The sequence below is a fragment of the Vannielia sp. ABF1_015 genome (assembly GCF_056160745.1).
On the sequence record NZ_JBSWXT010000005.1, the window covers coordinates 1 to 21,777 of the forward strand.

General features: G+C 65.6%; 27 protein-coding genes. 13 read left to right on the forward strand and 14 right to left on the reverse strand.

What is annotated here, in order from left to right:
- Nucleotides 1-207 precede the first annotated feature (207 nt).
- Nucleotides 208-999 carry a tryptophan synthase subunit alpha gene (trpA, locus tag ACXAG6_RS20185; protein ID WP_475339749.1) on the forward strand — a complete coding sequence of 264 codons (792 nt, stop codon included), beginning with the start codon at nucleotides 208-210 and terminating at the stop codon, nucleotides 997-999.
- A 49-nt stretch (nucleotides 1,000-1,048) separates the two neighbouring features.
- Here trpA and ACXAG6_RS20190 read toward each other — a convergent pair whose 3' ends face one another.
- Genes ACXAG6_RS20190 through ACXAG6_RS20200 form a run of 3 tightly spaced genes read right to left on the reverse strand, consistent with a single transcriptional unit; the run spans nucleotide 1,049 to nucleotide 3,385 of the window.
- Nucleotides 1,049-1,489: a DUF1801 domain-containing protein gene (locus tag ACXAG6_RS20190; protein ID WP_475339750.1), complete on the reverse strand. Its 441-nt coding sequence runs from the start codon at nucleotides 1,487-1,489 to the stop codon at nucleotides 1,049-1,051.
- A gap of 40 nt (nucleotides 1,490-1,529) precedes the next feature.
- Nucleotides 1,530-2,279, reverse strand: coding sequence for a hypothetical protein (locus ACXAG6_RS20195; protein WP_475339752.1), 750 nt, complete (start codon nucleotides 2,277-2,279; stop codon nucleotides 1,530-1,532).
- A gap of 2 nt (nucleotides 2,280-2,281) precedes the next feature.
- Nucleotides 2,282-3,385, reverse strand: a complete 1,104-nt coding sequence (locus ACXAG6_RS20200; protein ID WP_475339753.1) for a class II histone deacetylase — start codon at nucleotides 3,383-3,385, stop codon at nucleotides 2,282-2,284.
- Nucleotides 3,386-3,420: 35 nt separating this feature from the next.
- On the opposite strand from ACXAG6_RS20200, the gene ACXAG6_RS20205 reads away from it, so the two are divergent.
- Nucleotides 3,421-3,690 carry a DUF167 domain-containing protein gene (locus tag ACXAG6_RS20205; protein WP_475339754.1) on the forward strand — a complete coding sequence of 90 codons (270 nt, stop codon included), beginning with the start codon at nucleotides 3,421-3,423 and terminating at the stop codon, nucleotides 3,688-3,690.
- A 77-nt stretch (nucleotides 3,691-3,767) separates the two neighbouring features.
- Complete coding sequence (locus ACXAG6_RS20210) at nucleotides 3,768-5,150, forward strand: NAD-dependent succinate-semialdehyde dehydrogenase (protein WP_475339755.1); 1,383 nt, start codon at nucleotides 3,768-3,770, stop codon at nucleotides 5,148-5,150.
- Here the strand turns inward: ACXAG6_RS20210 and pth are convergent, their stop codons facing one another.
- The gene (gene pth / locus ACXAG6_RS20215) at nucleotides 5,151-5,852 is read right to left on the reverse strand and encodes an aminoacyl-tRNA hydrolase (protein WP_475339756.1); all 702 of its coding nucleotides are present in this window, start codon (nucleotides 5,850-5,852) and stop codon (nucleotides 5,151-5,153) included.
- Between the two features lie 84 nt (nucleotides 5,853-5,936).
- Nucleotides 5,937-6,578, reverse strand: a complete 642-nt coding sequence (locus tag ACXAG6_RS20220) for a glutathione S-transferase family protein (RefSeq protein WP_475339757.1) — start codon at nucleotides 6,576-6,578, stop codon at nucleotides 5,937-5,939.
- A 73-nt stretch (nucleotides 6,579-6,651) separates the two neighbouring features.
- Here ACXAG6_RS20220 and map point away from each other — a divergent pair, with 73 nt between their 5' ends.
- Nucleotides 6,652-7,398 (forward strand): type I methionyl aminopeptidase, encoded by a 747-nt coding sequence (gene map, locus ACXAG6_RS20225; RefSeq protein ID WP_475339758.1) that lies wholly within the window; start codon nucleotides 6,652-6,654, stop codon nucleotides 7,396-7,398.
- A gap of 174 nt (nucleotides 7,399-7,572) precedes the next feature.
- Here the strand turns inward: map and ACXAG6_RS20230 are convergent, their stop codons facing one another.
- From ACXAG6_RS20230 to ACXAG6_RS20240, 3 genes are all read right to left on the reverse strand, one after another.
- A complete protein-coding gene (locus ACXAG6_RS20230) occupies nucleotides 7,573-8,058 on the reverse strand; it encodes an SRPBCC family protein (RefSeq protein WP_475339760.1) in 486 nt (161 codons plus the stop codon).
- Nucleotides 8,055-8,387, reverse strand: a complete 333-nt coding sequence (locus ACXAG6_RS20235; RefSeq protein ID WP_475339761.1) for an ArsR/SmtB family transcription factor — start codon at nucleotides 8,385-8,387, stop codon at nucleotides 8,055-8,057. Before ACXAG6_RS20235 ends, ACXAG6_RS20230 begins: the two co-directional genes overlap by 4 nt.
- Nucleotides 8,388-8,699: 312 nt before the next feature.
- Nucleotides 8,700-9,353, reverse strand: coding sequence for a 50S ribosomal protein L25/general stress protein Ctc (locus ACXAG6_RS20240; protein ID WP_475339762.1), 654 nt, complete (start codon nucleotides 9,351-9,353; stop codon nucleotides 8,700-8,702).
- Between the two features lie 129 nt (nucleotides 9,354-9,482).
- Between ACXAG6_RS20240 and ACXAG6_RS20245 the strand changes: the two genes are divergently transcribed.
- Nucleotides 9,483-9,923 carry a hypothetical protein gene (locus tag ACXAG6_RS20245; RefSeq protein ID WP_475339763.1) on the forward strand — a complete coding sequence of 147 codons (441 nt, stop codon included), beginning with the start codon at nucleotides 9,483-9,485 and terminating at the stop codon, nucleotides 9,921-9,923.
- A 75-nt stretch (nucleotides 9,924-9,998) separates the two neighbouring features.
- Nucleotides 9,999-11,171, forward strand: a complete 1,173-nt coding sequence (locus ACXAG6_RS20250) for an MFS transporter (protein WP_475339764.1) — start codon at nucleotides 9,999-10,001, stop codon at nucleotides 11,169-11,171.
- A 10-nt stretch (nucleotides 11,172-11,181) separates the two neighbouring features.
- On the opposite strand, the gene ACXAG6_RS20255 is transcribed toward ACXAG6_RS20250, so the two are convergent.
- Entirely contained in the window at nucleotides 11,182-12,348 is a 1,167-nt protein-coding gene (locus ACXAG6_RS20255; protein WP_475339765.1) for an alpha-hydroxy acid oxidase, read from the reverse strand.
- A gap of 132 nt (nucleotides 12,349-12,480) precedes the next feature.
- On the opposite strand from ACXAG6_RS20255, the gene ACXAG6_RS20260 reads away from it, so the two are divergent.
- Genes ACXAG6_RS20260 through ACXAG6_RS20275 form a run of 4 tightly spaced genes read left to right on the forward strand, consistent with a single transcriptional unit; the run spans nucleotide 12,481 to nucleotide 15,543 of the window.
- Nucleotides 12,481-13,779, forward strand: coding sequence for a PQQ-dependent sugar dehydrogenase (locus tag ACXAG6_RS20260; RefSeq protein WP_475339767.1), 1,299 nt, complete (start codon nucleotides 12,481-12,483; stop codon nucleotides 13,777-13,779).
- Nucleotides 13,780-13,797: 18 nt separating this feature from the next.
- Nucleotides 13,798-14,184 (forward strand): metallopeptidase family protein, encoded by a 387-nt coding sequence (locus tag ACXAG6_RS20265; protein WP_475339768.1) that lies wholly within the window; start codon nucleotides 13,798-13,800, stop codon nucleotides 14,182-14,184.
- Nucleotides 14,185-14,242: 58 nt separating this feature from the next.
- Nucleotides 14,243-14,821 (forward strand): nitroreductase family protein, encoded by a 579-nt coding sequence (locus tag ACXAG6_RS20270; RefSeq protein WP_475339769.1) that lies wholly within the window; start codon nucleotides 14,243-14,245, stop codon nucleotides 14,819-14,821.
- Entirely contained in the window at nucleotides 14,818-15,543 is a 726-nt protein-coding gene (locus tag ACXAG6_RS20275) for an EI24 domain-containing protein (protein ID WP_475339771.1), read from the forward strand. Before ACXAG6_RS20270 ends, ACXAG6_RS20275 begins: the two co-directional genes overlap by 4 nt.
- A 192-nt stretch (nucleotides 15,544-15,735) precedes the next feature.
- Here ACXAG6_RS20275 and ACXAG6_RS20280 read toward each other — a convergent pair whose 3' ends face one another.
- A complete protein-coding gene (locus ACXAG6_RS20280; protein ID WP_475339772.1) occupies nucleotides 15,736-16,029 on the reverse strand; it encodes a DUF1467 family protein in 294 nt (97 codons plus the stop codon).
- Nucleotides 16,029-16,433 carry a methylmalonyl-CoA epimerase gene (gene mce / locus ACXAG6_RS20285; protein ID WP_475339773.1) on the reverse strand — a complete coding sequence of 135 codons (405 nt, stop codon included), beginning with the start codon at nucleotides 16,431-16,433 and terminating at the stop codon, nucleotides 16,029-16,031. The genes ACXAG6_RS20280 and mce overlap by 1 nt, the downstream gene beginning before the upstream one ends.
- A gap of 150 nt (nucleotides 16,434-16,583) precedes the next feature.
- Here mce and ACXAG6_RS20290 point away from each other — a divergent pair, with 150 nt between their 5' ends.
- A complete protein-coding gene (locus ACXAG6_RS20290; protein ID WP_475339775.1) occupies nucleotides 16,584-17,309 on the forward strand; it encodes a response regulator in 726 nt (241 codons plus the stop codon).
- Nucleotides 17,310-17,412: 103 nt separating this feature from the next.
- On the opposite strand, the gene ACXAG6_RS20295 is transcribed toward ACXAG6_RS20290, so the two are convergent.
- A complete protein-coding gene (locus ACXAG6_RS20295) occupies nucleotides 17,413-18,135 on the reverse strand; it encodes a GNAT family N-acetyltransferase (protein WP_475339776.1) in 723 nt (240 codons plus the stop codon).
- A gap of 161 nt (nucleotides 18,136-18,296) precedes the next feature.
- Between ACXAG6_RS20295 and ACXAG6_RS20300 the strand changes: the two genes are divergently transcribed.
- A complete protein-coding gene (locus ACXAG6_RS20300) occupies nucleotides 18,297-18,485 on the forward strand; it encodes a hypothetical protein (RefSeq protein WP_475339777.1) in 189 nt (62 codons plus the stop codon).
- Between the two features lie 14 nt (nucleotides 18,486-18,499).
- On the opposite strand, the gene ACXAG6_RS20305 is transcribed toward ACXAG6_RS20300, so the two are convergent.
- Together ACXAG6_RS20305 and ACXAG6_RS20310 are read right to left on the reverse strand one after the other, a co-directional pair.
- On the reverse strand, nucleotides 18,500-19,714 hold the full coding sequence (locus tag ACXAG6_RS20305) for a DUF1501 domain-containing protein (RefSeq protein ID WP_475339779.1): 1,215 nt from the start codon (nucleotides 19,712-19,714) through the stop codon (nucleotides 18,500-18,502).
- A 4-nt stretch (nucleotides 19,715-19,718) separates the two neighbouring features.
- A complete protein-coding gene (locus tag ACXAG6_RS20310; protein WP_475339780.1) occupies nucleotides 19,719-21,092 on the reverse strand; it encodes a DUF1800 domain-containing protein in 1,374 nt (457 codons plus the stop codon).
- Nucleotides 21,093-21,292: 200 nt separating this feature from the next.
- On the opposite strand from ACXAG6_RS20310, the gene ACXAG6_RS20315 reads away from it, so the two are divergent.
- The gene (locus ACXAG6_RS20315) at nucleotides 21,293-21,769 is read left to right on the forward strand and encodes a hemerythrin domain-containing protein (protein WP_475339781.1); all 477 of its coding nucleotides are present in this window, start codon (nucleotides 21,293-21,295) and stop codon (nucleotides 21,767-21,769) included.
- Nucleotides 21,770-21,777: the final 8 nt, after the last annotated feature.

Sequence of the window (21,777 nt, forward strand, 5' to 3'; positions counted from 1 at the left end):
TTGTTGTGGTTCTGGTTTTGAGGGGTGGGTTGTTTTTTTTTCTGTTTTGGTTTTTGCGGGGGGGGGGGTTTTTTTTTTTTTTTTTTTTTTTTTGGTCCGGTTTTTTTGGGGTTTTGCCCCCCCCCCCCCCCCCAGTTTGCTGCGTATGGCCTTGCCTCCCGCGCCCCATTCCGGCAAATCTCCCCGGACCACTACCGGAGCCAAGCCATGACCCGCATCGACGACACGTTCGCCCGCCTCAACGCCGAGGGCAAAAAGGCCTTCGTCGCCTATGTCATGGCGGGCGATCCCGATTACGAAACCTCGCTGGAGATCGTGCGCAGCCTCCCCGCCGCCGGTGTCGACATCATCGAACTCGGCGCGCCCTTCACCGATCCCATGGCCGATGGCCCCACCATCCAGCTGGCCGGGCAGCGCGCGCTGGAGGCGGGCATGACGATGGATCGCACGCTTGAGCTCGCCCGCGCCTTCCGCGCCGAAAACAACACCACCCCCATCGTGCTGATGGGCTACTACAACCCGATCTACAGCCGCGGCGTCGATACCTTCCTTGCCGAGGCGAAGGAGGCCGGCATCGACGGGCTCATCGTGGTCGACCTGCCCCCCGAGGAAGATGACGAGCTCTGCATCCCGGCGCAGAAGGCAGGCCTCAACTTCATCCGCCTCGCCACGCCCACCACCGATGACAAGCGCCTGCCCAAGGTGCTGCAAAACACCTCCGGCTTTGTTTATTACGTCTCGATCACCGGCATCACCGGCTCCGCCGAGGCAAGCGCCGCCGATGTCGCGCCCGAGGTGGCCCGGATCAAGGCGCAAACCGATCTGCCGATCATCGTCGGCTTTGGCATCAAAACGCCCGAAGGCGCGCAAAGCATTGCCTCCGTGGCCGATGGTGCCGTAGTGGGCTCCGCCATCGTGGCGGAAATTGCCGATGGCAAGTCGCCCGCCGAGGTCACCGCTTTCGTCAAAAGCCTCGCAGACGGTGCCCACTCCGCCTGACCCATAGGGCGGGATATGTCCCGCCACCCCGTCACAAAGCCGGCTGCGCTCAGCCGCCGTTGTGCTTCTTGCGCAAATGATAGGTCAGCGCCGAGGCAATCAGCATGCCCAGCGCGTCCAGTGACGGCTCATCCCCCTCTTTGAAGAGCACGCCCCGCGTGCCATCAAACCGGAAGTCCGGGTAGAGCGCTTCAAAGTCCGGGATAATCCGCGTGGCGCAGTGGACATAAATGCCGAATCCGCCGCCGCTCTTGGGGCAACCCAGCCGCACCGGCGAGCCCGCGCCCGTCTCGGCAGTGGCATAGCTCGGCTGGCCCCATTTCAGGCCCTCCTCCAGCGCCCCCACCCCCGGCGTGGCCTCGGCCACCTCGAAGATCAGCGCCCGAAGCCGCAGAAGCGGCCCGCGCACCGCCTCGGGAAACTCCGCAAAGGCATCCGCCACCTCGGGCGAGGCGAGGGGTGGGTCTGTCGGGTTGAGGGGCTGATCCATGCGTTATCATTCAGCGCGTTGGAGAGCCCGGCAAGGGTTTTCAGAGTTGCAGATGGATATGGTCGTCATGCCGCGCCGCCCGGCAGCCCTGAAACCGCAGCTTGCCGCCCGCCACCCCGTAGCGGGCCGCAAGGTGCGGCTCGACAAACACCTTGCCGACCCGCGCATCCCGTTTCAGCCAGCCCAGCGCAAAGCGCATCCGCGCATCATCCAGCGCCATGTCGCGCCACAGCGGCTGAAGCCAGCGCATGTTCCACCGCAGGCTCGGCCAGCGGCGCGGGCAATCGCTTGGCCCCTTCTCGAAGGCGAAGTAACCCAGCGGCGAGCGGGTGCGTCCGGGCGCATAGCCCGCCGCGTCACGATACCAAAAGGCAAGGTCGGCCTTCTCGCCGTCGTCATGGCTGAGATGAGGCAACAGCGGCAGCCCGCTTGCCGGAAAGCCCCCGTCGAGCATCACCGTTACCGTTCCAGGGTGCGCCGCGGCCATGTCGGCAGCCAAATCCTCCAACACCGCCCGCAACTCCGGCGTCACGAAGCTGCGGTTCATCGCGCAATAGATCCCCTTGGCCCTGAGCGGCTCGCTCCAGCACGGCACGCCCTCGCGACCGGCCAAAGGTGCGGCCAGCCAGAGCGCACCCGACAGCACGAGGTAAAGCCCCCCGAAGGCCAGCCACCGCCGCCGCCGAAACGCCAGCGCCCCCAGCCAGGCCAAGCCCCCAACGAAGGTCAGCGCTGTCAGCACCAGCGCGACAACGCCATGCAGCGCGCAGGAGGCCAACCGCCGAAACACCCTCAAAGCCCGGCAGCCTCCGCCTGCTCGGCCAACAGGCCCTCCACAAAGGCATCAAAGACCGCTCCGGGCTGGCGCGCCTCCAGCGTGGCCTTCAACGGGTCCGGCACATGCACCGACGCGCCCGAAAGCGCCTCTAGCACCCGATGACCGCAAAACGGCACATGGGCCTCCGAGTAGCCGCCCTCATGCACCATCACCAGCCGCCCGCCGCAAAGCTCGCCCGCCAGCGCCTTCACCTGCGCGGTCATCGCGCCGAAGGTATCGGCGGTGCACAGCATCCGCCCCAGCGGGTCCATCGCGCCCGCGTCATAGCCGCAGGCCACGATGATGACGTCTGGATTGTGGGCGCGGATCGCGGGCAACGCCAGCCGCTCCATCGCCGCCAGATAGCCTGCATGGCCCACGCCCGGCGGCAGCGGGATGTTCAGGTTCGCCCCCTCCCCCTTACCCGCGCCCCGGGCCTCGGCACCGCCGGTATCCAGCGGATAGTTCCGCTCTTGGTGGATCGACACGGTCAACACCTCATCCCGCTCCCAGAAGCAGGCCTCGGTGCCGTTGCCGTGGTGCACGTCCCAATCCAGCACGGCGACCCGGCCCACCCGGCCCTCGGCCAGCGCAGCCTCCACGGCGATGGCGATATTGGCCATAAGGCAAAAGCCGTTGGCCCAATCAGGCAGGCAATGGTGCCCCGGCGGGCGCGAGAGCGAATAGGCGTTCTCCAACGCGCCCGCGCACACAGCCCGCACCGCCTCCACCGCCAGCCCGGCCGATAGCGCCGCCACCTCGTAGCCGCCCCGCCCGAACGGCGTGCGCAGCCCCAGCTCGCCCCCGCCCGCGTCCGACATCTCCTTGAACGCCTCCAGATAGCGTGCCGGATGCACCCGCAGCAGCTCCTCCCGCGTGGCCTCCGGCGCACCGCGCAGCGCCAGCTCCCGGTCAATCCCGCTGACACTCATCAGGTTTTTCAGCCGCCGCTTGGTCTCTGGCCCGTCCGGCAAGCCGCCTGCACCGGGCTGCACATAGCCGCCCACCGGAAGCGTCAGCGCATAATCGCCCCCGTGGTGCCAGAAACACCGCTCATCCCAGAAAAATCCTGTCGCCATCTCGCCCTCCGCGTTGCGCCGTGCCAATCAGTGCCATGGCCAAACCGAGAGTGCAAAAGGGCAGCCTCGCCCACCTCGCCACGCCGGGCGCAACGCTGGCCCTGAAGGTCACGCCCAACGCCCGCGCCAATGCCGTGATCGAGGACGCCGGTAACCTGAAAGTCACCACCACCGCCACCCCCGAGGGCGGCAAGGCAAACGCTGCCGTCACCAAGCTCCTCGCCCATGCCCTCGGCATCGCGCCCAGCCGCCTGACCCTCAGCGCCGGTGCCACCTCGCGCAGCAAGACCTTCCGGATAGACTAGCCCGCTCGCCACCCCGTGATGGCACTTTTTCGCCCTCCGCCGCGTTGGCCCTGCAACCGCAAACGACAGGAGCCGACATGAGCGACAGCATCACAACCATCAACCCGGCCAACGGCGACGAGATCGAAACCTACAAGCACATGACCCGCGAAGAGGCCTTTGCCGCCGTGGATCATTGCCATGCCGCCTTCGACGCATGGAAACTGAAAAGCCTTTCCGAACGCGCGGCGGTGATCGCCGCAATTGGCGAAGAACTGCGCAAAAGCCGCGACGCGTTCGCCCGCCTGATGACGCTGGAAACCGGCAAGCCGATCACCGCCTCCGGGCAGGAGATCGACCTTTGCGCCGCCATTTGTGACTGGACGGCGGCACAGGGGCCAAAGGAGCTTGCCGACGAAGAGCGGGAGATCGACGGTGGCACCGGCGTTATCACCTATGCCCCGACCGGCGTGATCTACGGCATTCAGCCTTGGAACTTTCCCGCCTACCAAGCGGTGCGCTATGCCATCGCCAACCTGATGGCAGGCAACGGCGTGCTTCTGAAACACGCCGCCAACTGCACCGGCTCCGGCCTCTTCCTGCGCGACGTCATGGAGCGGGCCGGGCTGCCCGAGCATCTCTTCACCGTGCTGATCATCAGCCACGACACCTCCGACGAGATCATCGCCCATGAAAAGGTGCGCGGCGTCACCCTCACTGGCTCGGATGGCGCGGGGCGCGTCGTGGCTGCAAAGGCCGCCGAGCACCTCAAGAAAACCGTGCTCGAGCTTGGCTCCAACGACGCCTTCCTCGTGCTGGACGATGCCGACCTCGACCTCGCGGTCAAAACCTGCGTCATGGGCCGCCTCTACAACAACGGCCAAACCTGCGTGGCCGCCAAGCGCTTCATCGTCACCGAAAAGAACTACGACGCCTTTGTCGACAACTTCACCCGGCAAATGGCGGCCGTCACCCCGGGAGACCCGATGGACAAGGAAACCACCCTCGGCCCGCTCGCCCGCGATGACCTGCGCGACAAGCTGCATGACCAGGTGATGCAAAGCGTGAACAACGGCGCGAAGCTGCTCACCGGCGGCGAGATCCCCGATAGCAAGGGCGCATGGTATCACCCCACCGTGCTGGTGGATGTCGCCCCCGGCCAGCCTGCCTATGACGACGAGCTCTTTGGCCCCGCTGCGGCGATCATCAAGGCGCGTGACGACGCGCACGCGATGGAACTGGCAAACGATAGCCGCTACGGCCTAGGCGGCGGCATTTTCAGCCGCGATGAAGCCTATGCCCGCGATCTGGCCACCAAGCACTTCGACACTGGCATGGTCTCGATCAACGGCTACTCGCTGGCCCTGCCCAACATGCCCTTCGGCGGCGTGAAAGACAGCGGATACGGGCGCGAGCATGGCGGCTTCGGGATGAAGGAATTCGTCAACGCCAAGTCGCTCTACGTGAAGCAGGCCGCCTGATCAGCGGAACTTGTCGACAAGGCGTTGCAGGGGGCTCTTTGCCGGGGCCTCCTGCGCGCCTCCGTCTTGCTCGGCAGCCTTTTCCGCCGGTTTTTGGGCCTCTGGCGTGGCTTTGGGCTTTCTTTCCGGCTTCGCAGGCTGCAAGCGCCGCGCCACCGCGTTCATGAAGCGCCCTGTATCGCCTGCGGCCAGCTCGCCCGCCCCGTCCGACACCCCGCGCAGCATGTCGTCCAGCCACTCGGCATCATGCTTGGGAAAGTCCCGCAGCACCCAGCCGGGCACAGCTTCCTTGCGGCCCGGATGGCCCACGCCCATGCGCACGCGGTCATAATGCGGGCCGATATGCTCGTGGATCGAGCGCAGCCCGTTGTGGCCCGCATGGCCGCCGCCCGCCTTGCAGCGCAGCTTGCCCGGCGCGAGGTCGATCTCGTCGTGGAAAACGGTCACATCCGGCGCGTCGAGCTTGAAGAAGCGCATCGCCTCGCCCACCGACTGGCCCGAAAGGTTCATGAAGGTCATCGGCTTCAGCAGCATGATCTTTTCAGAGCCAAACCGCCCCTCGCTCAACTCGGCCTGAAACTTCGCCCGCCACGGCGCGAAGCCGTGGTCAGACGCGATCCGGTCCAGCGCCATGAAGCCGATATTGTGCCGGTTGCCGGCATATTTTTCGCCCGGATTGCCGAGCCCGACCCAAAGCTGCATCGCGTCGCTCCTTTTGCGGGATCAATGCCGCGCCACCGCCCCCGGCGCAACCCGTAGGGTGGGCAATTTGCCCACCACCCGTTCTCACCCCGGCAGCCCCGGATCGCTCGCCACCACCACCGGCTCTTCCTTCACCCGCGCCCACCAGCCAGAAAGCGCTGGAAAGTCACCGAGCATCGCCGCCCCAGCCTCATGGCGGCAAAAGGCATCCACCATCGGCACCAAATGGCAATCGGCGCGGCTCAGGCCCCCGCCCAGCACCAGCCCCTCCGCCGCAATCGCCTCCAGCGCGCCCAGCACGCGCGGCGCCACGCGCAGCCCCTCGGCCACCACCTCGGCGCTGCCCTGATGGCCCTCTGCTGGGCGGAATACGCCGTGTGAAAACACCTGCCGCACAAGCGGCACATAGGCATAGGCATCGACGATCCCGATCACCTGCGCCGCCCGCGCCGCTGCCTGCGCGCCCTCCGGCATCAACGCCGGGCCGTCAAAGGCGCGGTCCACGTAGCCGGTGATCGCCGCCGTCTCGTAAAGCGTGAAGCCCCCATGCGCCAGCACGGGCACCCGCCCGAAGGGGTTGAGCGCCATCAGCCCGGCGCGCCCGTCCTCGTCAAACGGGTTCACCTCAACCTCCGCGTAGGGCACCCCCTTCAACGCCAGCGCCATCCGCGCCGCCCGCATGTAGACGCTGAAGTGATAGCCGTGGAGCGTTACAGTTTCGGCCATGGCAAGCCCTCCCTCGCGCCCCACCCTATCGCTGCCCGCCAGACCTCGCTAGGTTGGCGGCAAAGGAGCGCCCATGACCATCACCCATGAAGACGAGCTCGAGGGCTTACGCGAGATCGGCCGGATCGTGGCCGAAACCCTGCAAGCCATGGGCCGCGCGCTGGAGCCGGGGATGACAACCGCCGAGCTCGATGCGCTCGGTGCCGAGATACTGGAGCGTGAAGGCGCGGTCTCGGCCCCACAGGGCACCTATGGCTTCCCCGGTGCGACCTGCATCAGCATGGGCGACGTCATCGCCCACGGCATTCCGGGTTCGCAGGTGATCCGCGCCGGCACCCTCGTCAACATCGACGTTTCCGCCTCCAAAAACGGCTTCGTCGCCGATACCGGTGCCAGCTTCCGCGTGGGCGATGTGCCCGCCTCGCTCAAGCGGCTCTGCACCGATGGCCGCAAGGCCTGCCAGATCGGCGTGGCGCAGGTGCGCGCCGGGCGGCCCATCGGCGCCATCGGCAATGCCATCGGTCAGTTTGCCAGCAAGCGCGGCTACACCCTTATCCGCAACCTCGCCAGCCACGGCACCGGGCGGGCGCTGCACGAATACCCCGAAGAGATCCCCACCTGGCCCAGCCGCGACCGTCGCCCCATCACCGACGGCCTCGTGCTCACGGTCGAGCCCTTCCTCTCCCGTGGCGGCCTCTGGGCCGAGGACGGTGGCGATGGCTGGAGCCTGCTGGCCAACCCTCGCGCCGCCTGCGTGCAATATGAGCACACGGTGGTGGCGACGCGCGGCAAGCCGATCACGGTAACGCTGCCAGGGTAAAATTGAACAGTTAGCGCCCTGCGCTTCCCCTCCTTGCGGAAACGCGTTGCAAACCCGGTGAATTTCGGCTTCGAGCCCGAGCCTGCCGGGTGCCGCCGTCAGACCAATTCTCACTGTGGCGCGCGACGCGCCACGAGAAGCTCCGGCCAGCGCCGCTTTCGAGGAGGATCAGATTCAAAATTGAGTTGCCAAGCGTACTGCGAGTTTGTCAAAAGCTTGGTTCCACCCACCCTCGCCCGCAGAACCCTCGGGCACGCCTGAATGGGTCATCGTCATCAAGGTCTTCCCGTCGGCCTCACTCAACTCAATGATCACCTCGGTGATGTCCGGCGTACCTTCTGGCATGCCCATGCTCTGCGGCGGGATAATCGTGCCGTCCTCGGTGCACATGCTCTCTGTATAAACAAGCCGCGAAGGCCTGCGGACCTCCTTGTAGACCCCAATAAACCACATAGACATCCTGCGCACCGGCGAGGTCATTTCCATACAAACCTTGCGCGCCCCTCCGACAACAACATCCATCTCCGCTGTTGGAACTGACATCCCCATCGGCCCATACCATGTCTTGAACAGCTCTGGATCGGTCCACATGGCCCAGACGTCTTCGATTGGCGCGTCAAGCTCGCGCTCAATCTTCACCCAGCTTTGCCGATCACTCATGGTTTTTCCTTCATTGATTGCAAGACCCCGGCCATCGCATCAAAACGGGCCTCCCAGATGTCTCGATACTGTTCGGTCCAAATGGCAACGCCGCGCAAAGGTTCAGCGTTTATTTTACAGGGCCGGAATTGCGCATCCTTCCCGCGCGTGACCAGCCCGGCCTTCTCCAAAACACGGATGTGTTTCGATATGGCGGGGAGCGTCATATCGAATGGCTCCGCCAAAGCATTCACAGTGGCCTCCCCCTTTACCAAGTGAGCGAGCAGCGCCCTGCGAGTTGGATTGGCCAATGCAGCGAATGTGGCGTCGAGTTGTTCGGACTCAGTCATGCCCGGCACTATTATACCAAGCAGTTAATTAAGCAACTGGTAAAATACTATGCCTGTTTCAGCGGTGTAGTGTCACTTCGATATCAGCCACCTGTTCAGAAACTGCCGGGAAAACCCGAAGGGAAGGTTTGTTTCGCACAGCAGCCAAAACCACCTTCGCAACAACATACCCCGATGGAACTTTCACCAGCGCTTCACCTACCGCACCGTTTGCTGTCCGCAGCAGTTCGTCGCACCTCAGGCAAACCGCACCAAAAACAAAAAAAGAGCGCCCGTTGGGACGCCCTCTTCAATTCGATCCATCGCGGAAGATCACTCCTCGGCGGCGGCCTCTTCACCAGCGGTCGGCACCTCATCGGCGGCCACATCCTCGTCCTCGTCGTCAGCGGCACGCAGGCCGGAGGGGGCGGAGATGTTGGCGATCACGAAATCGCGGTCGATGGTGGGCTTCGCGCCTTCGGGCAGGTTGATGCTCGAAATGGTCACGGTGTCGCCAATCTCGAGGCCGGTCAGGTCCACGACCAACTGCTCGGGGATGTCACCGGCGGTCACAACCAGCTCGACCTCGGGGCGCACCGCGTTGAGCACGCCGCCCTGCTTCAGGCCGGGGGCCGCTTCTTCGTTCTCGAAGGCAACGGGGATGAAGAGGTTGACGCGCGAGGTGCGCTTCAGCCGCATGAAATCCACGTGGGTCGGCAGGTCTTTAACCACGTCGCGCTGCACGTTCCGGCAGATGACGCGCACGTCTTCTTGGCCCTCGACCTTCATGTTGAACAGGGTCGACATGAAGCGACCGGCCTTCAGCTGGGTGAGCAGCTTGTTGAACGGAAGGTTGATCGGCAGCGGGTCTTCACCACCACCATAAACGATACCGGGCACCATGCCCGCGCGCCGTGCCTGACGAGCGGCGCCCTTGCCTGTCCCCGTCCGTGCTTCGGCATTGAGATCAGGAATCTGACCAGCCATGTGCAATTCTCCTAGGTTGGTGCGGACATCCTCCAAGGCTGTATGCCCGCGTGAAGGCGCTCCATTAGAGGGGGGAGGGCCATTTGGCAAGGGGTTTTGCACAGGTTTCACCCGGTTTACGATTCCGCCATGCGCCCCTTTCTCAACCTCGCCTACCTCGCCTGCTGCGGCTGGATTACCTGGATTGGCCTGTGGTGGCCGGGCAGGGCCAAGGGATTCGTGCCGGGCCCCGCCGAAGGGGAGCCTTTCTACTGCAATCAGCTGATGAGCACAGGCAGCGAGGATGACCTGATGGTGGCCCTTTTTCTTGTCTTCGCCCTGCCCCTCGCAGTGCGGGCGATTGCCATGTTGTTCGCAGGGCCGGGCCGGACAGAGCTGGCACTCTGGGGCCTCGCCACCTCCCTTGCCGGCTTTGGCCTCTTCCTCGCCTCGCTGGATTGCGCCGCCGTCTTCTACACCGCCTTCACCCTGCCCGCCCCCGGGCTGGCAGCGGCGCTCATCGCCCTGCCGCTCTCAGGTGTCCTTCTCTGGGCCTTGCGTCGTTTCACCGACGACCGGAGGCTTCGATAGGGCAGCCGACTGACATGCCTTTCAACCCACTTTGACAGTTGCTTTGGCCTGCATGCCGTGATTGCGATTGCGCTCATGTCGATCCTGCACGCCATAACCCTGTCGCGCCGCACCCTGCCCGCCTTCGCAGCCGAGGGCATCTTCTGGGGCGCCTTTGCGTCTTACACCCCCCAGCTCAAGGAAAGCATCGGCGCGGATGACGGCACTTGGGGCCTCGTCCTGCTGGTCTCCGCCATCGGTTCGATCTCGGCGATGTGGTTCGCCCCGCGCTTTGATGCACGGCTCGGGCGCATGGCGATGGCCGTGGCCTGCCTCTGGATCGGCCTCGCCTTCCAGCTCCCGATGTGGACAACCTCGCTCGTGCTCTTCACCGCCGCCATGCTGCTGGCGGGGAGCAGCGCCGGGCTGCTCGACGTGGTGATGAACGCCCGCCTCTCTGCCATCGAGGCCAAAACCGGGCGCTCGCTGATGAACCTCAACCACGCCACCTTCTCCTTTGCCTACGGCTCCTCCGCGCTGCTCGCCGGGCTGCTCCGAGATGCCGGCACCGCCCCGCAAACAACCTTTGCCCTGCTAGGAGCGCTCGCCCTGCTGCTCGCCGCCGCGGCCCGCCAGCGCGAGTTGCCGCCCCGCGCGCCCGGCGCCCCCGAGCCGCCACGCCGCATCAGCCTGCCGCCCGTGGCCTATTGGGGCGGGGCGATCGTGCTCATCGGATTCCTCTGCGAACAGGCCACCGAGGCGTGGTCGGCCCTGCATATCGAGCGCACGCTCGGTGGCGGCGCGGCTGAAGGGGCGATTGGCCCGGCCATGCTCGGCTTCACCATGTGTGTCGGGCGGCTGGGCGGGCAATTCGCAACCGCCCGCGTGTCCGAGGCCCGGCTCACCACGCTGGCCGCGCTTGTTTCAACCTCTGGCGCGGCGCTCGCGGCGCTCGCCCCAACACCGCCCGTGGCCTACCTCGGCTTCGGCATCCTCGGCCTTGGCCTCTCGGTCATATGTCCGATGGTCTTTGCCCTCGTGGGCCGACTTTCTGCGCCAGAGCAACGCCCGGCGGTGATCTCCCGCGCCGCCGTCATCGGCTACTCGGGCTTCTTCATCGGCCCGCCCTTCCTTGGCGCTCTGTCCGAAGCCGCAGGCCTGCGGGCCGCCTTTCTCGCCGTGGCGCTGCTACTGGCGCTCGCCCCGCTGCTGCTGATCCCGCTGCGCACGGCGGCGAAGAACGCCGAGGCAACAGCCGCAGCCCGCTGAGCGGCTCCGCTCAGGCCTGCCAGCGCCCGCCAAAATCCTCCGGCACCAGCAGCATGTCCCGCCCAAACTGGCCGGGGTTCTGCTTGCCGCAAAGCGCCATCGAGATATCCATCTCCTTCTGAAGCACCTCCAGCGCCTTCTCCACGCCTTCCTGCCCCATCGCGCCAAGCCCATACACGTAAGAGCGCCCGATCATCGTGCCCTTCGCCCCCAGCGCCAGCGCCTTCAGGATGTCCTGCCCCGAGCGAATGCCGCTATCGAGCCAAACCTCCGTCTTGCTCCCCACGCGCTCCACGATTTCCGGCAACATCCGGATGCTGCTCAAGGCCCCGTCCAGCTGCCGCCCGCCGTGGTTGCTCACCACGATGGCATCGGCCCCCAGCTTCGCGGCCTCCTCGGCATCGTCGCCATCGAGGATGCCCTTCAAAATCACCTTGCCGCCCCACTGGTCCATCAACCGCTTCACCTTGTCCCAGTCCAGCGTCTGGTCAAAGTTCTTCGCCGTCCAGTCATGCAGGGAGCGGGTGTTGCCCACGCCCTTCGCATGGCCCACGATATTGCGAAACTCGCGCCGCTGGGTCTGCAGCATCTTCAGCCCCCAGCGCCACTTGGTGGCGAGGTCCAACATCACCGGCACGCTCAGCTTGGGCGGCGCGGTGAGGCCGTTCTTCAAATCCTTGTGTCGCTGCCCGAGAATTTGCAGATCGAGCGTAATCACCAGCGCATCGCACTTGGCCTCCTTGGCACGGCGCACGAGGTTGTCAGTAAAGTCGGTGTCCTTCTGGGTGTAAAGCTGAAACCAGAACGGCTTGCTCGTGTTCTCCGCCACATCCTCGATCGAGCAGATCGACATGGTGCTCAGCGTGAACGGCACCCCAAACTTCTCCGCCGCCTTCGCCGCCAAAATCTCGCCATCCGCATGCTGCATCCCGCAAATGCCAACCGGTGCCAGAGCCGTCGGCAGCGCCACGTCCCGCCCGATCATCTGACTCGCCGTCGAACGCCCCGACATATCCACCGCCACCCGCTGGCGCAGCCGGATCTTGTCAAAGTCGCTCACGTTCTCCCGAAAGGTCTGCTCCGTCCAGCTCCCGCTCTCGCAGTAGTCATAAAACATCTTCGGCGCGCGGCGCTTGTGGATGCGCTTGAGGTCGTCGATGCAGGTGATCACGGTCATTGATTGGCTCCCCGGAGTGGTCAGGTTTGTTTACCAATCGCTAGGGCGGGAAAGCAAGCGCGGTGGGCATCGGGGGTGTAACCGCCCGCCATTTAGCGCTACCACTCCCGCAAACGGCGCAGAGGAAGCATCATGGACATACTCGCAAAGGCAACGGCCCTCGTCGGCGGAACGGTCGCAGCCCTGCGCCGCATCGGTGCCCCCACTACCCAGGCGATGGGCGGCACGCCGGAGATCCCCGAGGCCAAGAAACAGGGCATCATGACCCTCAAGATGCCCGCCGCCGAAGGCTGGAAGGATGGCCGCCTGCCCACCTGCGCCCCCGGCCTCAAGGTCAACGCCTTCGCCGAGGGGCTGGATCATCCGCGCTGGATCGAGGTGCTGCCCTCGGGTGACGTGCTGGTGGCCGAGGCCTCCCAGATAGAGACGCCCCCCAAAACCCTGCTGGACCGCGCCGCGCACGCCACGATGAAGGCGATCAAGGCGATGGGCAACAGCGCCAACCGTGTCACCCTCTGGCGTGATGCCGATGGTGACGGGGTGGCCGAGCACCGCGAAGTCTTCGTCGAAAACCAGAGCCAGCCCTTCGGCATGGCCGTGGTGGGTGACACCTTCTACCTCGGCAACACCGATGGCATCGTCGCCTTCCCCTTCCCGCCCGGCACCACCCGGCTGGATGAGAGCGCCGCCCGCAAGCTGGTGGAGTTCAAGCCCGGCGGCCACTGGACCCGCAGCCTCATCGTCTCGCCCGACGGCACCAAGATCTACGCCGGCGTCGGCTCGCTTACCAACATCGCCGATGACGGAATGGAAACCGAAGAAGGCCGCGCCGCGATCTGGGAGCTCGACGTGGCCACGGAAGAGGCCCGCATCTTCGCCTCCGGCCTGCGCAACCCCGTCGGCGTGGCCTTCGAGCCCTCTACCGGCGCGCTCTGGACCGTGGTCAACGAGCGCGACGGTCTGGGCGACGAAACCCCGCCCGATTACCTCACCACCGTGGTCGACGGCGGCTTCTACGGCTGGCCCTACTCCTACTGGGACCGCATCGTCGACGACCGGGTGCCGCAGGACGCCGCCGCAGTCGCCGCCTCGATCTGCCCCGATTACGCGCTGGGCGGCCACACTGCCTCCCTTGGCCTCTGCTGGATGCCCGAAGGCACCCTGCCCGGCTTTGGCGAAGGCATGGTCATCGGCCAGCACGGCTCGTGGAACCGTTCCAAGCTCTCGGGCTACAAACTGCTCTTCGTACCCTTCGAAAACGGAAAACCCAGCGAAACAGAGCCGCCGCGCGACATTCTCTCGGGCTTCCTCTCCGAGGATGAAAAGCTGGCCTATGGCCGCCCGGTCGGCGTCTGCCTCGGCGCGGATGGCAAGTCGCTGCTGATGGCCGATGACGTGGGCGATGTGATCTGGCGGGTGACTGGGGCCTGACGCCTGCCAGCGGCCCCCATGTCCCGCGACAACACCCATTTCCTCCGCATCGCCCATGAGACGGTAGAGGCCTTCCCCCCGCCGCTCCTGCCAGCGGCGCGCGCGGTGATGATCCGCGTCGCCGAATGGCCCACGCCCGAAATGATGGCCGACTTCAGCATGCGTGACCCGCGCGACCTGACCGGCCTCTACGAGGGCACCCCCCTCCCCGAAAAATCCGCCAGCCACCCGGACCCGTTCCCCGATACCGTCTGGCTCTTCCGCCAGCCCATCCTCGCCGAATGGCGCGAGCGCCCCGGCCAGTCGCTCGACGAGCTGATCGCCCATGTCACAGTGCACGAGTTCGCCCATCACTTCGGCTGGAGCGATGACGACATCGCCGCCATCGACCCTTGGTGGGAGTGAACCCATTGAACCCCGGCGCAAAACACCCGACATAAGAGCCAACCGCCAAGGAGTGCCCATGCCCGAGAAAAACCCCGCCGCCCTCGACTTCCTCCTCACCCGCCGCTCCCGGCCCGCCAAGACGCTGACCACCCCGGTGCCGACCCGCGAAGAGCTGGGGCCAATCCTGCAAGCCGCCGCCCGCACGCCCGACCATGGCAAGCTGGAGCCCTGGCGCTTCATCGTGCTCGAAGGCGCGGCGCTGGATCGGCTGGCCACACTGGCGGGCGAACGCGGCGCGGCACTGGAGATCGAGCCCGAGAAGGTCGAAAAGTTTCAAATCCAGCTCAAACAACCCGGCCTCGCCGTGGTGGTGGTCTCCTCGCCGGTGCAAAGCGAGAAAATTCCGATGGTCGAGCAGCTCTATTCCGCCGGGGCGGCATGCCTCGCCATGCTCAACGCCGCGCTGGCCTCGGGCTGGGGCGCCAACTGGCTTTCCGGCTGGGGCAGCCATGACCGTGAGTTCATCACACAGGGCCTCGGCCTCGCGTTGCACGAGACGGTGGCAGGCTTCATCCACATCGGCACCGAAACCGCCGCGCCCCCCGAGCGCCCCCGCCCCGACCTGACAAACATCACCGCCTGGGTCTCCGAATGATCTTCTCCGATTTCGGCAAGGCCGTGAACCAGATGTTCGACGGTCGCTTCCTCAAGGTACTGGCGATGGGGCTGGGGCTGACGCTGCTGCTCCTCTTCGGGGTCTACGGCGTCTTCCTGATGTTTCTCGACTGGGTCACGCCGGATACTTTCACCATCTTCGGCCGCGAGGTGACATGGATCGACGATCTTCTCTCCTGGGCCTCGATTGCCCTGATGGCGCTGATGTCGATCTTCCTGATGGTCCCCGTGGCCTCGGCCTTCACCGGCCTGTTCCTCGAAGACGTGGCGGCAGCGGTGGAAGACAGGCACTACCCCGAGCTGCCCGATGTGCCGCGCTTCCCCTGGACAGAAGCCCTGCGCGACAGCCTCGGTTTCTTCGGCATCCTAATCGTCGTCAACGTGCTGATGCTGATCCTCTACATCTTTGCCGGGCCGCTGATTCCGCTGTTGTTCTGGGCGATCAACGGGCTGCTGCTGGGGCGGGAGTATTACCAGATGGTCGCGATGCGCCGGATCGGGCGCAAGGCGGCCAACGAGTCGCGCCGCCGCCACTTTGGCAAGATCTGGTTCGCAGGCACGCTGATGGCAATTCCGCTCAGCTTTCCGCTGATCAACCTCTTCATCCCGATCCTCGGCGTGGCCACCTTCACCCACATGTTCCACCGACTTGAGCCGAACCTCGCCGCACTCACGCCACAGCCGAGCGGGCCGATCCGCTAGACCGGCCCGGCCCCCGTTCTCTTGCTGTAAGGAGCTGCGGGAGTTTGGCGGCTGACCCTCAGACCGCCCTCTGCGCCAGACGTGTCGCCAGCGACAACGCACAGGGCGCCCGAAGCAGCGCGGGTGGGCGGGCGGGGCGACGCTTCGGGCGCTCTTCCAGAGCGACGTTTCGGGCGCCCGAACCTGACGGGCCTACTGCCCCTCCACAATCGGCCCCTTCGGCCCGAACCGCTCCAGCATGTCGAAATCAGAGATGGTAATCACGCCGGAGATGATCACCGCGCAGATCAGCCCGGCCACCGGCACCGCAATGAGCGTGGTGATCTTCAGCCGCCTGCCCAACCGAAAATCCGCAGGCGCGCCGGCATGGGTGCCCGGCACCACATCGCCCGCCTCCTGCTGGCTCTTCATCCGCACCGGCAACACCAGAAACAGCACCATGAACCAAGTGATGGCCAGCACGACAAGGGCGGCGGTAATGCTCATCAGACCTGCTCCAGTTCCACCAGACAGCCGTTAAAATCCTTGGGGTGCAAAAAGAGCACCGGCTTGCCATGCGCCCCAATCTTCGGCTCACCCGTGCCCAGCACCCGAGCGCCTTCGGCCTTCAGCTTGTCACGCGCGGCGAGGATGTCATCCACCTCGTAGCAGATGTGGTGGATGCCCCCTGCTGGGTTCTTTTCCAGAAAACCGGCAATCGGGCTGCCCTCGCCCAGCGGGTAGAGCAGCTCGATCTTTGTATTCGGCAAGGTGATGAAAACAACCGTAACACCATGGTCCGGCTCATCCTGCGGCGCGCCCACATCGGCACCCAGCGTGCCGCGATACTGCGCGGCGGCGGCCTCAAGGTCGGGCACCGCGATGGCAACGTGGTTTAGCCGTCCGATCATGTTCATCTCTCCCTCGCAGATCTGTGCCGGTTATGCCGCCCGCCAAATCGCGCGACAAGACGCGCCTTTGTCGCAATCGTGCGGGGGCGTTTACCACTTCTTAGGGTTGTTGCTGTCTGCTCGGGAGGTAACGCCTTGAGGGAGGCTCCCATGACAGATGATATCTCGCAGTTCTCGATCTCTCCGCAAAAGCCCACCCGCGAGCGGCCGCTTCTCGGTGCCACCGTGTTGGTGGTGGAAGACAGCCGCTTTGCCTCCGAGGCGGTGCGCCTGCTGTGCCTGCGTTCCGGCGCCCGGATCCGGCGTGCCGATACGCTGGCCTCTGCCCACAGGCATTTGCTGGTCTATCGCCCAACGGCAGTGATCGTCGATCTCGGCCTGCCCGATGGCTCGGGGCTGGAGTTGATCCGAGATCTGCACCAATCCGACACCCGCGTGCCCGTGCTCCTCGCCACCTCGGGCGACCCGGTGAGCGAAGATAATGCGATGGAGGCCGGGGCAGACGGGTTTATCCAGAAGCCCATCACCAGCCTTGCCGCCTTCCAGCAAGCCATTCTCGCGCGACTCCCTGAAGAGGAGCAGCCGATGGGCCCACGTGCGGTTTCCGCCGATGTGATTTCGCCCGATCCACTGGCCCTGCGCGATGACCTCACCCATGTGGCCGATGTGCTCTCAACCGGCGAAGATGATCCGGGGATGCTCGATTACGTCGCCCAGTTTCTTGGCTCCGTAGCCCAATGCGCCTCCGACGTGCCGCTTGCCGAGGCCGCAGCCGGGCTGGCGGATGCCCGCGCCGCCGGCGAGGGCGGCGGTAGCGAGGCGGCAGCCATTTCCAAGCTCGTCGCCCACCGGCTGGAGGGCACGGTCGCCTTGTAGAGCCACTGCGCCTGCGGGCTGCTTCGCGCGGCTCAGGTTTCAGATGCCTCCGCTCGCGCAGGGCGTGGCGGCCTTTGGGTGAAACGGCAAGCCGCAGCGTTTGTCAGCCGAGCTGGAGCGCCGGGTCTGAGGCAGCGCGCACGAGCCGTGTCAGGTCACCCAACCGCTCCATCTGGCGGCCCGCCGCGTCAAAATTCTCGGGCCGCAACCATGCGCGGTGAGCTTCCCGCAAAGCGGGCCATTCCTTGTCGATCGCGGCAAACCACGCGGTGTCACGGTTGCGCCCCTTCACCACCTGCGCCTGCCGAAAAACGCCCTCATAGCTCAGGCCCAGCCGCTCGGCGGCGCGGCGCGAGGGCATGTTGAGCGCGTTGCACTTCCATTCAAACCGCCGATACCCCGCCTCAAAGGCCCATTCGATCAGCAGGCAAAACGCCTCTGTCGCCGCGCGGGTGCGTTGCAACTCTGGCGACAGCGCAATGTAGCCCAGCTCGATGGAGCCCGCCTCCGGTGCAATCCGCAGCAACGCACAGGTGCCGCCCCACTGCCCGGTATCGCGGTTCTGAATGGCAAAATGCAGCGGGTGGAGGCCCGCCTCTGCCTCCCGCGCCCAGCGATGGTACTGCGCCGCCGAGTGAAACGGGCCAACCGGCATGTAATCCCAGAGCGCATCATGGCCCGAGAAGGCGCGAAAGAGCGAAGCGGCATGGGTGTCGGCACTGAGACGTTCGAGCCTTGCCCAGCGCCCCTCCAGCGCAGCCATCGCGGGCGGCTCCGGTGGCACCCAGCCCGTCAGCTCTTCGCCCAATGGCCCCGCCTCCCCCATCCGTTTACCTCATGTCAACCTTGGTGCTGTCCTATCGGCCCATGTGAGAGAGGAAAACCCGCAAAATGGCCCGCACTCTCCATCCCTCTGCCGCATTTCGCCGTCAGCTTTGCGGGTAGAGCGGCAGAAGGCGGCCCAATGTGGCGCGAAGGAGCAAGCCTATGAAACGCATCGCAAATGCATTCTGGTCGGAAGACGAGGGCAATGCCACCATCGACTGGGTCGTGCTCATGGCCGGCGTGGTGTCACTCGGATTTGCCGTGGCAGCTACCGTGGCCACGGGCACCAAGACCGTCACCGCCGATGCGGCCGAAGGGATCAACACAATCGAGCTCTCCGGCGGGGTCTAAGCGCTGGCGCACGCTCAAAGCACGATACCGGGCGCGCCGCTGAAATCGAGGCCCGGAAAGACCTGCCCCGAAAGCACATCATCCGGCATCCCGAAGAGGCCCTGCATCGCCCGCGCCGCATAGGCGCGCACGTCTTCTGTGGGCATCAGATCCCGGCGGGCATACAGATCTGCCTCCGCCAACCCGGGCCAGCGGCCATAAACCTTGCCACCCTTCATCGCCCCACCCGCCATCAGCATCAGCCCGCCAGTGCCATGGTCGGTGCCGCCCGTGCCATTCTCACGCACGGTGCGGCCAAACTCCGTCATCGCGATGATGCCGGTCTTGCCCCAAAGCGGCCCAAGTCCCGCACGCATCAGCGAAATCACGTCCGAAAGTTGCTCAAGCGCCTTTGGCAGGTTGCGGGCCTGCGCATGGTGCGTGTCCCATCCGCCCAGCGAGAAAGCGGCAATCCGGGTGTCCGTCCGCAGGCGCTGCACCGCAAACTCGGCCATCTGAATATGCGCGCCCTTCGAGCCAGTGGCTTCCATCATGGCCGCCATTTCGCCGCCGTCGTCATCGTCGCCCGCAGCTTCCGCCGCGGCGATATCTTCTGACAGGGCAAGGGCCTCCAGCACCGCGGCGCGATAGGTCGGATGCTCTTCATAGACCATCTCGATCAGCCGCCGCGCCTGCGGCGAAAGCTCCAACCGGGTGCCGGGCGACCAGTTGGCAGCGGGGGCCGCGCCCGAGAGCAACAACAGATCTTCACGCCCAATGGCATAGGCCGTGTCCGCCTCCACGCCCGGCACCGCCTGCAGCATGCGGTTCAGCCAGCCGTCACGCGCGGCCCCGGTGGCCACGTCAAAGCCAGTGCCCGCTTCCAGCAAATCCTGCCCGTCAAAATGGCTGCGCTTGTCGCGATAGGGGGTTGAGACGGCATGGGCAAAGCCCAGCTCGCCCGCCTCCCACAGCGGATGCAACGGGGCGAGCGCCGGATGCAGGGTGAAAAACCCGTCAAGCGGCAGCCCATCGCCCGCCGCCAAGCTGGGGCGCGCCGCCGCAAAATGCGCGTCGCCCACCGGGCGCACCACATCAAGCCCATCCATCGCGCCGCGCAGCACCAGCACCACCAGCCGGTTTTCCCAAGGGGCGGCGGCAAAGGCCATCGAGGTCAGCAGCGGCGAGGCCGCCGCCGAGCAGCCCGCAGTGGCCAAAAAGTTGCGCCGTGTCAGCAGCAGCCTGCTCATCGCTTCACCTCCGTTGAAAGTCCGGCGAGGCAAGGATAATCCCCACCCCCTCGGCTTCCCGCTCCGCCGCCTTGGCAGCAAACTCCAGCCGCGCACTGGCTTGGCTGCCCAGCGCCGTTTTCACAAACGCGCGTGGGTCAGGCAGCGTCAGCCCCTCCACCTTCCGCACAGACATCGCCCAGTTGATCCGCACCGCCAGCCCCTGCGGCGTCAGCCAATGCGCACCATCCTCCGCCCAGCCATCCGGCCCGTTCGGGTTTTCCCAAGGCTGGCCCATCAGCTGCATCGGGCGCACAAGATAGTCGCGCACTCTCTTGGGGTTGAGCCCCGCCACCTGCCGCCCCTCCACGCCGAGCGCCCGCACCGCCGAGGCCAAAAAGTCGAAAGGTTGCTTGGTCTTGGCCAGCGGCCCCCAGGCATCGGGGTGCTCCAGCATCGCCGCCGTCACCGCGCCCAAATCACCCCCGGTCTCGATGAAGCGCACCCGCAGCGCCTCCACCAGCCCCTCCGGCGGCGTGTCAGAAACGAAATGCACCGCCAGTTTGCGCGCGATATGCGCCGCCGTATCGGGGTGCGCAGCAATGTCGTCCAGCGCCGCATGCACATCCTCCAGCTCGGGCCGCTTTGCCCCATAGCGCTCGCCCAGCACCTCCTCTGCGCCCGGCTCGCCGCGATTGGGCCGAAAGGACATGCCCCGGCGCATATCCACCCGCAGCCCGGCCAGCAACTCGGCAAACTCCCGCACATCGCGCTGCGTGTAGCTGCCCCCCACGCCCAGCGTGTGCAATTCCAGCACTTCCCGCGCGAGGTTTTCGTTCAGCCCGCGCGGCTTGCCCTTCTTCGCCTGACGGACTGCAAAAACCGATCCGGGGCCAACAGAATCGTCCTGATCGAGGTAGAGCAGCATCAACGGATGGGTCACAGCGGCCCGCAGCATCTGCTTAAAGGGCGCCGTCACGTTGGGGCGTATCGCATCCTGCACGAAATGCTGCACTTGGCGCCGCGCATTCCCCTTGCCCTTTACGGTGAAATGATCGGCCCAAAATCGCGTCAGCCGCTCGCGCAGCGCATCCGGGGCCTCCACCGCCCGCGCAAAGGTCGCCGCCAGCATCGCCGACTGCGCGTTCCGGTCCTCCCGGCGCCACGCCATGATCTTTTTCTGCGCCGTCGGGTCACCGGCACTCTTTGCCTGATTAAGCTCCCACAACAGCTGAAAGCGCTCGTATTGCTCGGCCATCGAGGCAATCGGGAAGGCCGCTGCCATGTCGTCAGGGCCGTTCAGGGCCGCAATCATCGCCGCCGGGCTCTCGGGCGGGGTGAGGCGCGGCGACAGCCCGTAGCCAAAGCGGATCGCGGCAATCTCCGGGCTGAAACTCAAGGCAGGCTCCATCGTTCGGGCAAGGTGCAAAGGGTGATACGCAAACCGCCCCCGCTTCCGTCGAAGATAGGCCATGCCAGCCCGCTTCGCACCCCCTTCGGCCCTCACGCTTTCGCGCGGCCCCCGCCCCTTGGCCGGAACCCGCCGCCCCCCGAGCGCGTTGCTCAGGCAATCTCTTCACATCACCCGGAGCCACGCTGATGCCAGACATCTACGCCGCCATCAAAGCCGACCATGACCGCCACCGCACCCTGCTCGACACCCTCGCCGACACATCGGGCGACAGCGAAGCCCGCCGCGCGGCGTGGCAGGAGTTTTATCACGACGTAAAGGCCCATGCCGCCGCCGAAGAAGAAACCTTTTACTCCAAGCTGATCACCCAGACCTGGGGCCAGGAGCACGCCCGCCATTCCGTGCACGAGCATCAGGAGCTCGACGACATCATGGAAGAACTGAACGAAATGGATATGTCCTCCCCCGGCTGGATCACCCGCTTCAAAACCCTGAAGCACGATTACGAGCACCACATCGACGAGGAAGAGAACGAGATCTTCGAGCGCGCTCGCGAGGTGATCCCCGAGAGCGAGATCAAGGGCTATGGCGAGCGGTTCGCGGCCCGAAAGGAAAAGGAAGCCGGGTTGATCGAAGAGAAAAAGGAAGACGCGCTGGAGGACTGAGCCTCGCG

Excerpts from the sequence above, each read along its gene's own strand:
- ACXAG6_RS20315 (WP_475339781.1), top strand. The coding sequence starts at position 21,293 with ATGCCAGACATCTACGCCGCCATCAAAGCCGACCATGACCGCCACCGC.
- ACXAG6_RS20270 (WP_475339769.1), top strand. The coding sequence starts at position 14,243 with ATGCCCGAGAAAAACCCCGCCGCCCTCGACTTCCTCCTCACCCGCCGC.
- ACXAG6_RS20205 (WP_475339754.1), top strand. The coding sequence starts at position 3,421 with ATGGCCAAACCGAGAGTGCAAAAGGGCAGCCTCGCCCACCTCGCCACG.
- ACXAG6_RS20230 (WP_475339760.1), bottom strand. The coding sequence starts at position 8,058 with ATGAGTGATCGGCAAAGCTGGGTGAAGATTGAGCGCGAGCTTGACGCG.
- ACXAG6_RS20210 (WP_475339755.1), top strand. The coding sequence starts at position 3,768 with ATGAGCGACAGCATCACAACCATCAACCCGGCCAACGGCGACGAGATC.
- mce (WP_475339773.1), bottom strand. The coding sequence starts at position 16,433 with ATGATCGGACGGCTAAACCACGTTGCCATCGCGGTGCCCGACCTTGAG.
- ACXAG6_RS20260 (WP_475339767.1), top strand. The coding sequence starts at position 12,481 with ATGGACATACTCGCAAAGGCAACGGCCCTCGTCGGCGGAACGGTCGCA.
- ACXAG6_RS20200 (WP_475339753.1), bottom strand. The coding sequence starts at position 3,385 with ATGGCGACAGGATTTTTCTGGGATGAGCGGTGTTTCTGGCACCACGGG.
- ACXAG6_RS20305 (WP_475339779.1), bottom strand. The coding sequence starts at position 19,714 with ATGAGCAGGCTGCTGCTGACACGGCGCAACTTTTTGGCCACTGCGGGC.
- ACXAG6_RS20290 (WP_475339775.1), top strand. The coding sequence starts at position 16,584 with ATGACAGATGATATCTCGCAGTTCTCGATCTCTCCGCAAAAGCCCACC.
- ACXAG6_RS20275 (WP_475339771.1), top strand. The coding sequence starts at position 14,818 with ATGATCTTCTCCGATTTCGGCAAGGCCGTGAACCAGATGTTCGACGGT.
- ACXAG6_RS20295 (WP_475339776.1), bottom strand. The coding sequence starts at position 18,135 with ATGGGGGAGGCGGGGCCATTGGGCGAAGAGCTGACGGGCTGGGTGCCA.
- map (WP_475339758.1), top strand. The coding sequence starts at position 6,652 with ATGACCATCACCCATGAAGACGAGCTCGAGGGCTTACGCGAGATCGGC.
- ACXAG6_RS20240 (WP_475339762.1), bottom strand. The coding sequence starts at position 9,353 with ATGGCTGGTCAGATTCCTGATCTCAATGCCGAAGCACGGACGGGGACA.
- ACXAG6_RS20245 (WP_475339763.1), top strand. The coding sequence starts at position 9,483 with ATGCGCCCCTTTCTCAACCTCGCCTACCTCGCCTGCTGCGGCTGGATT.
- ACXAG6_RS20250 (WP_475339764.1), top strand. The coding sequence starts at position 9,999 with ATGTCGATCCTGCACGCCATAACCCTGTCGCGCCGCACCCTGCCCGCC.
- pth (WP_475339756.1), bottom strand. The coding sequence starts at position 5,852 with ATGCAGCTTTGGGTCGGGCTCGGCAATCCGGGCGAAAAATATGCCGGC.
- ACXAG6_RS20255 (WP_475339765.1), bottom strand. The coding sequence starts at position 12,348 with ATGACCGTGATCACCTGCATCGACGACCTCAAGCGCATCCACAAGCGC.
- ACXAG6_RS20220 (WP_475339757.1), bottom strand. The coding sequence starts at position 6,578 with ATGGCCGAAACTGTAACGCTCCACGGCTATCACTTCAGCGTCTACATG.
- ACXAG6_RS20300 (WP_475339777.1), top strand. The coding sequence starts at position 18,297 with ATGAAACGCATCGCAAATGCATTCTGGTCGGAAGACGAGGGCAATGCC.
- ACXAG6_RS20235 (WP_475339761.1), bottom strand. The coding sequence starts at position 8,387 with ATGACTGAGTCCGAACAACTCGACGCCACATTCGCTGCATTGGCCAAT.
- ACXAG6_RS20265 (WP_475339768.1), top strand. The coding sequence starts at position 13,798 with ATGTCCCGCGACAACACCCATTTCCTCCGCATCGCCCATGAGACGGTA.
- trpA (WP_475339749.1), top strand. The coding sequence starts at position 208 with ATGACCCGCATCGACGACACGTTCGCCCGCCTCAACGCCGAGGGCAAA.
- ACXAG6_RS20190 (WP_475339750.1), bottom strand. The coding sequence starts at position 1,489 with ATGGATCAGCCCCTCAACCCGACAGACCCACCCCTCGCCTCGCCCGAG.
- ACXAG6_RS20280 (WP_475339772.1), bottom strand. The coding sequence starts at position 16,029 with ATGAGCATTACCGCCGCCCTTGTCGTGCTGGCCATCACTTGGTTCATG.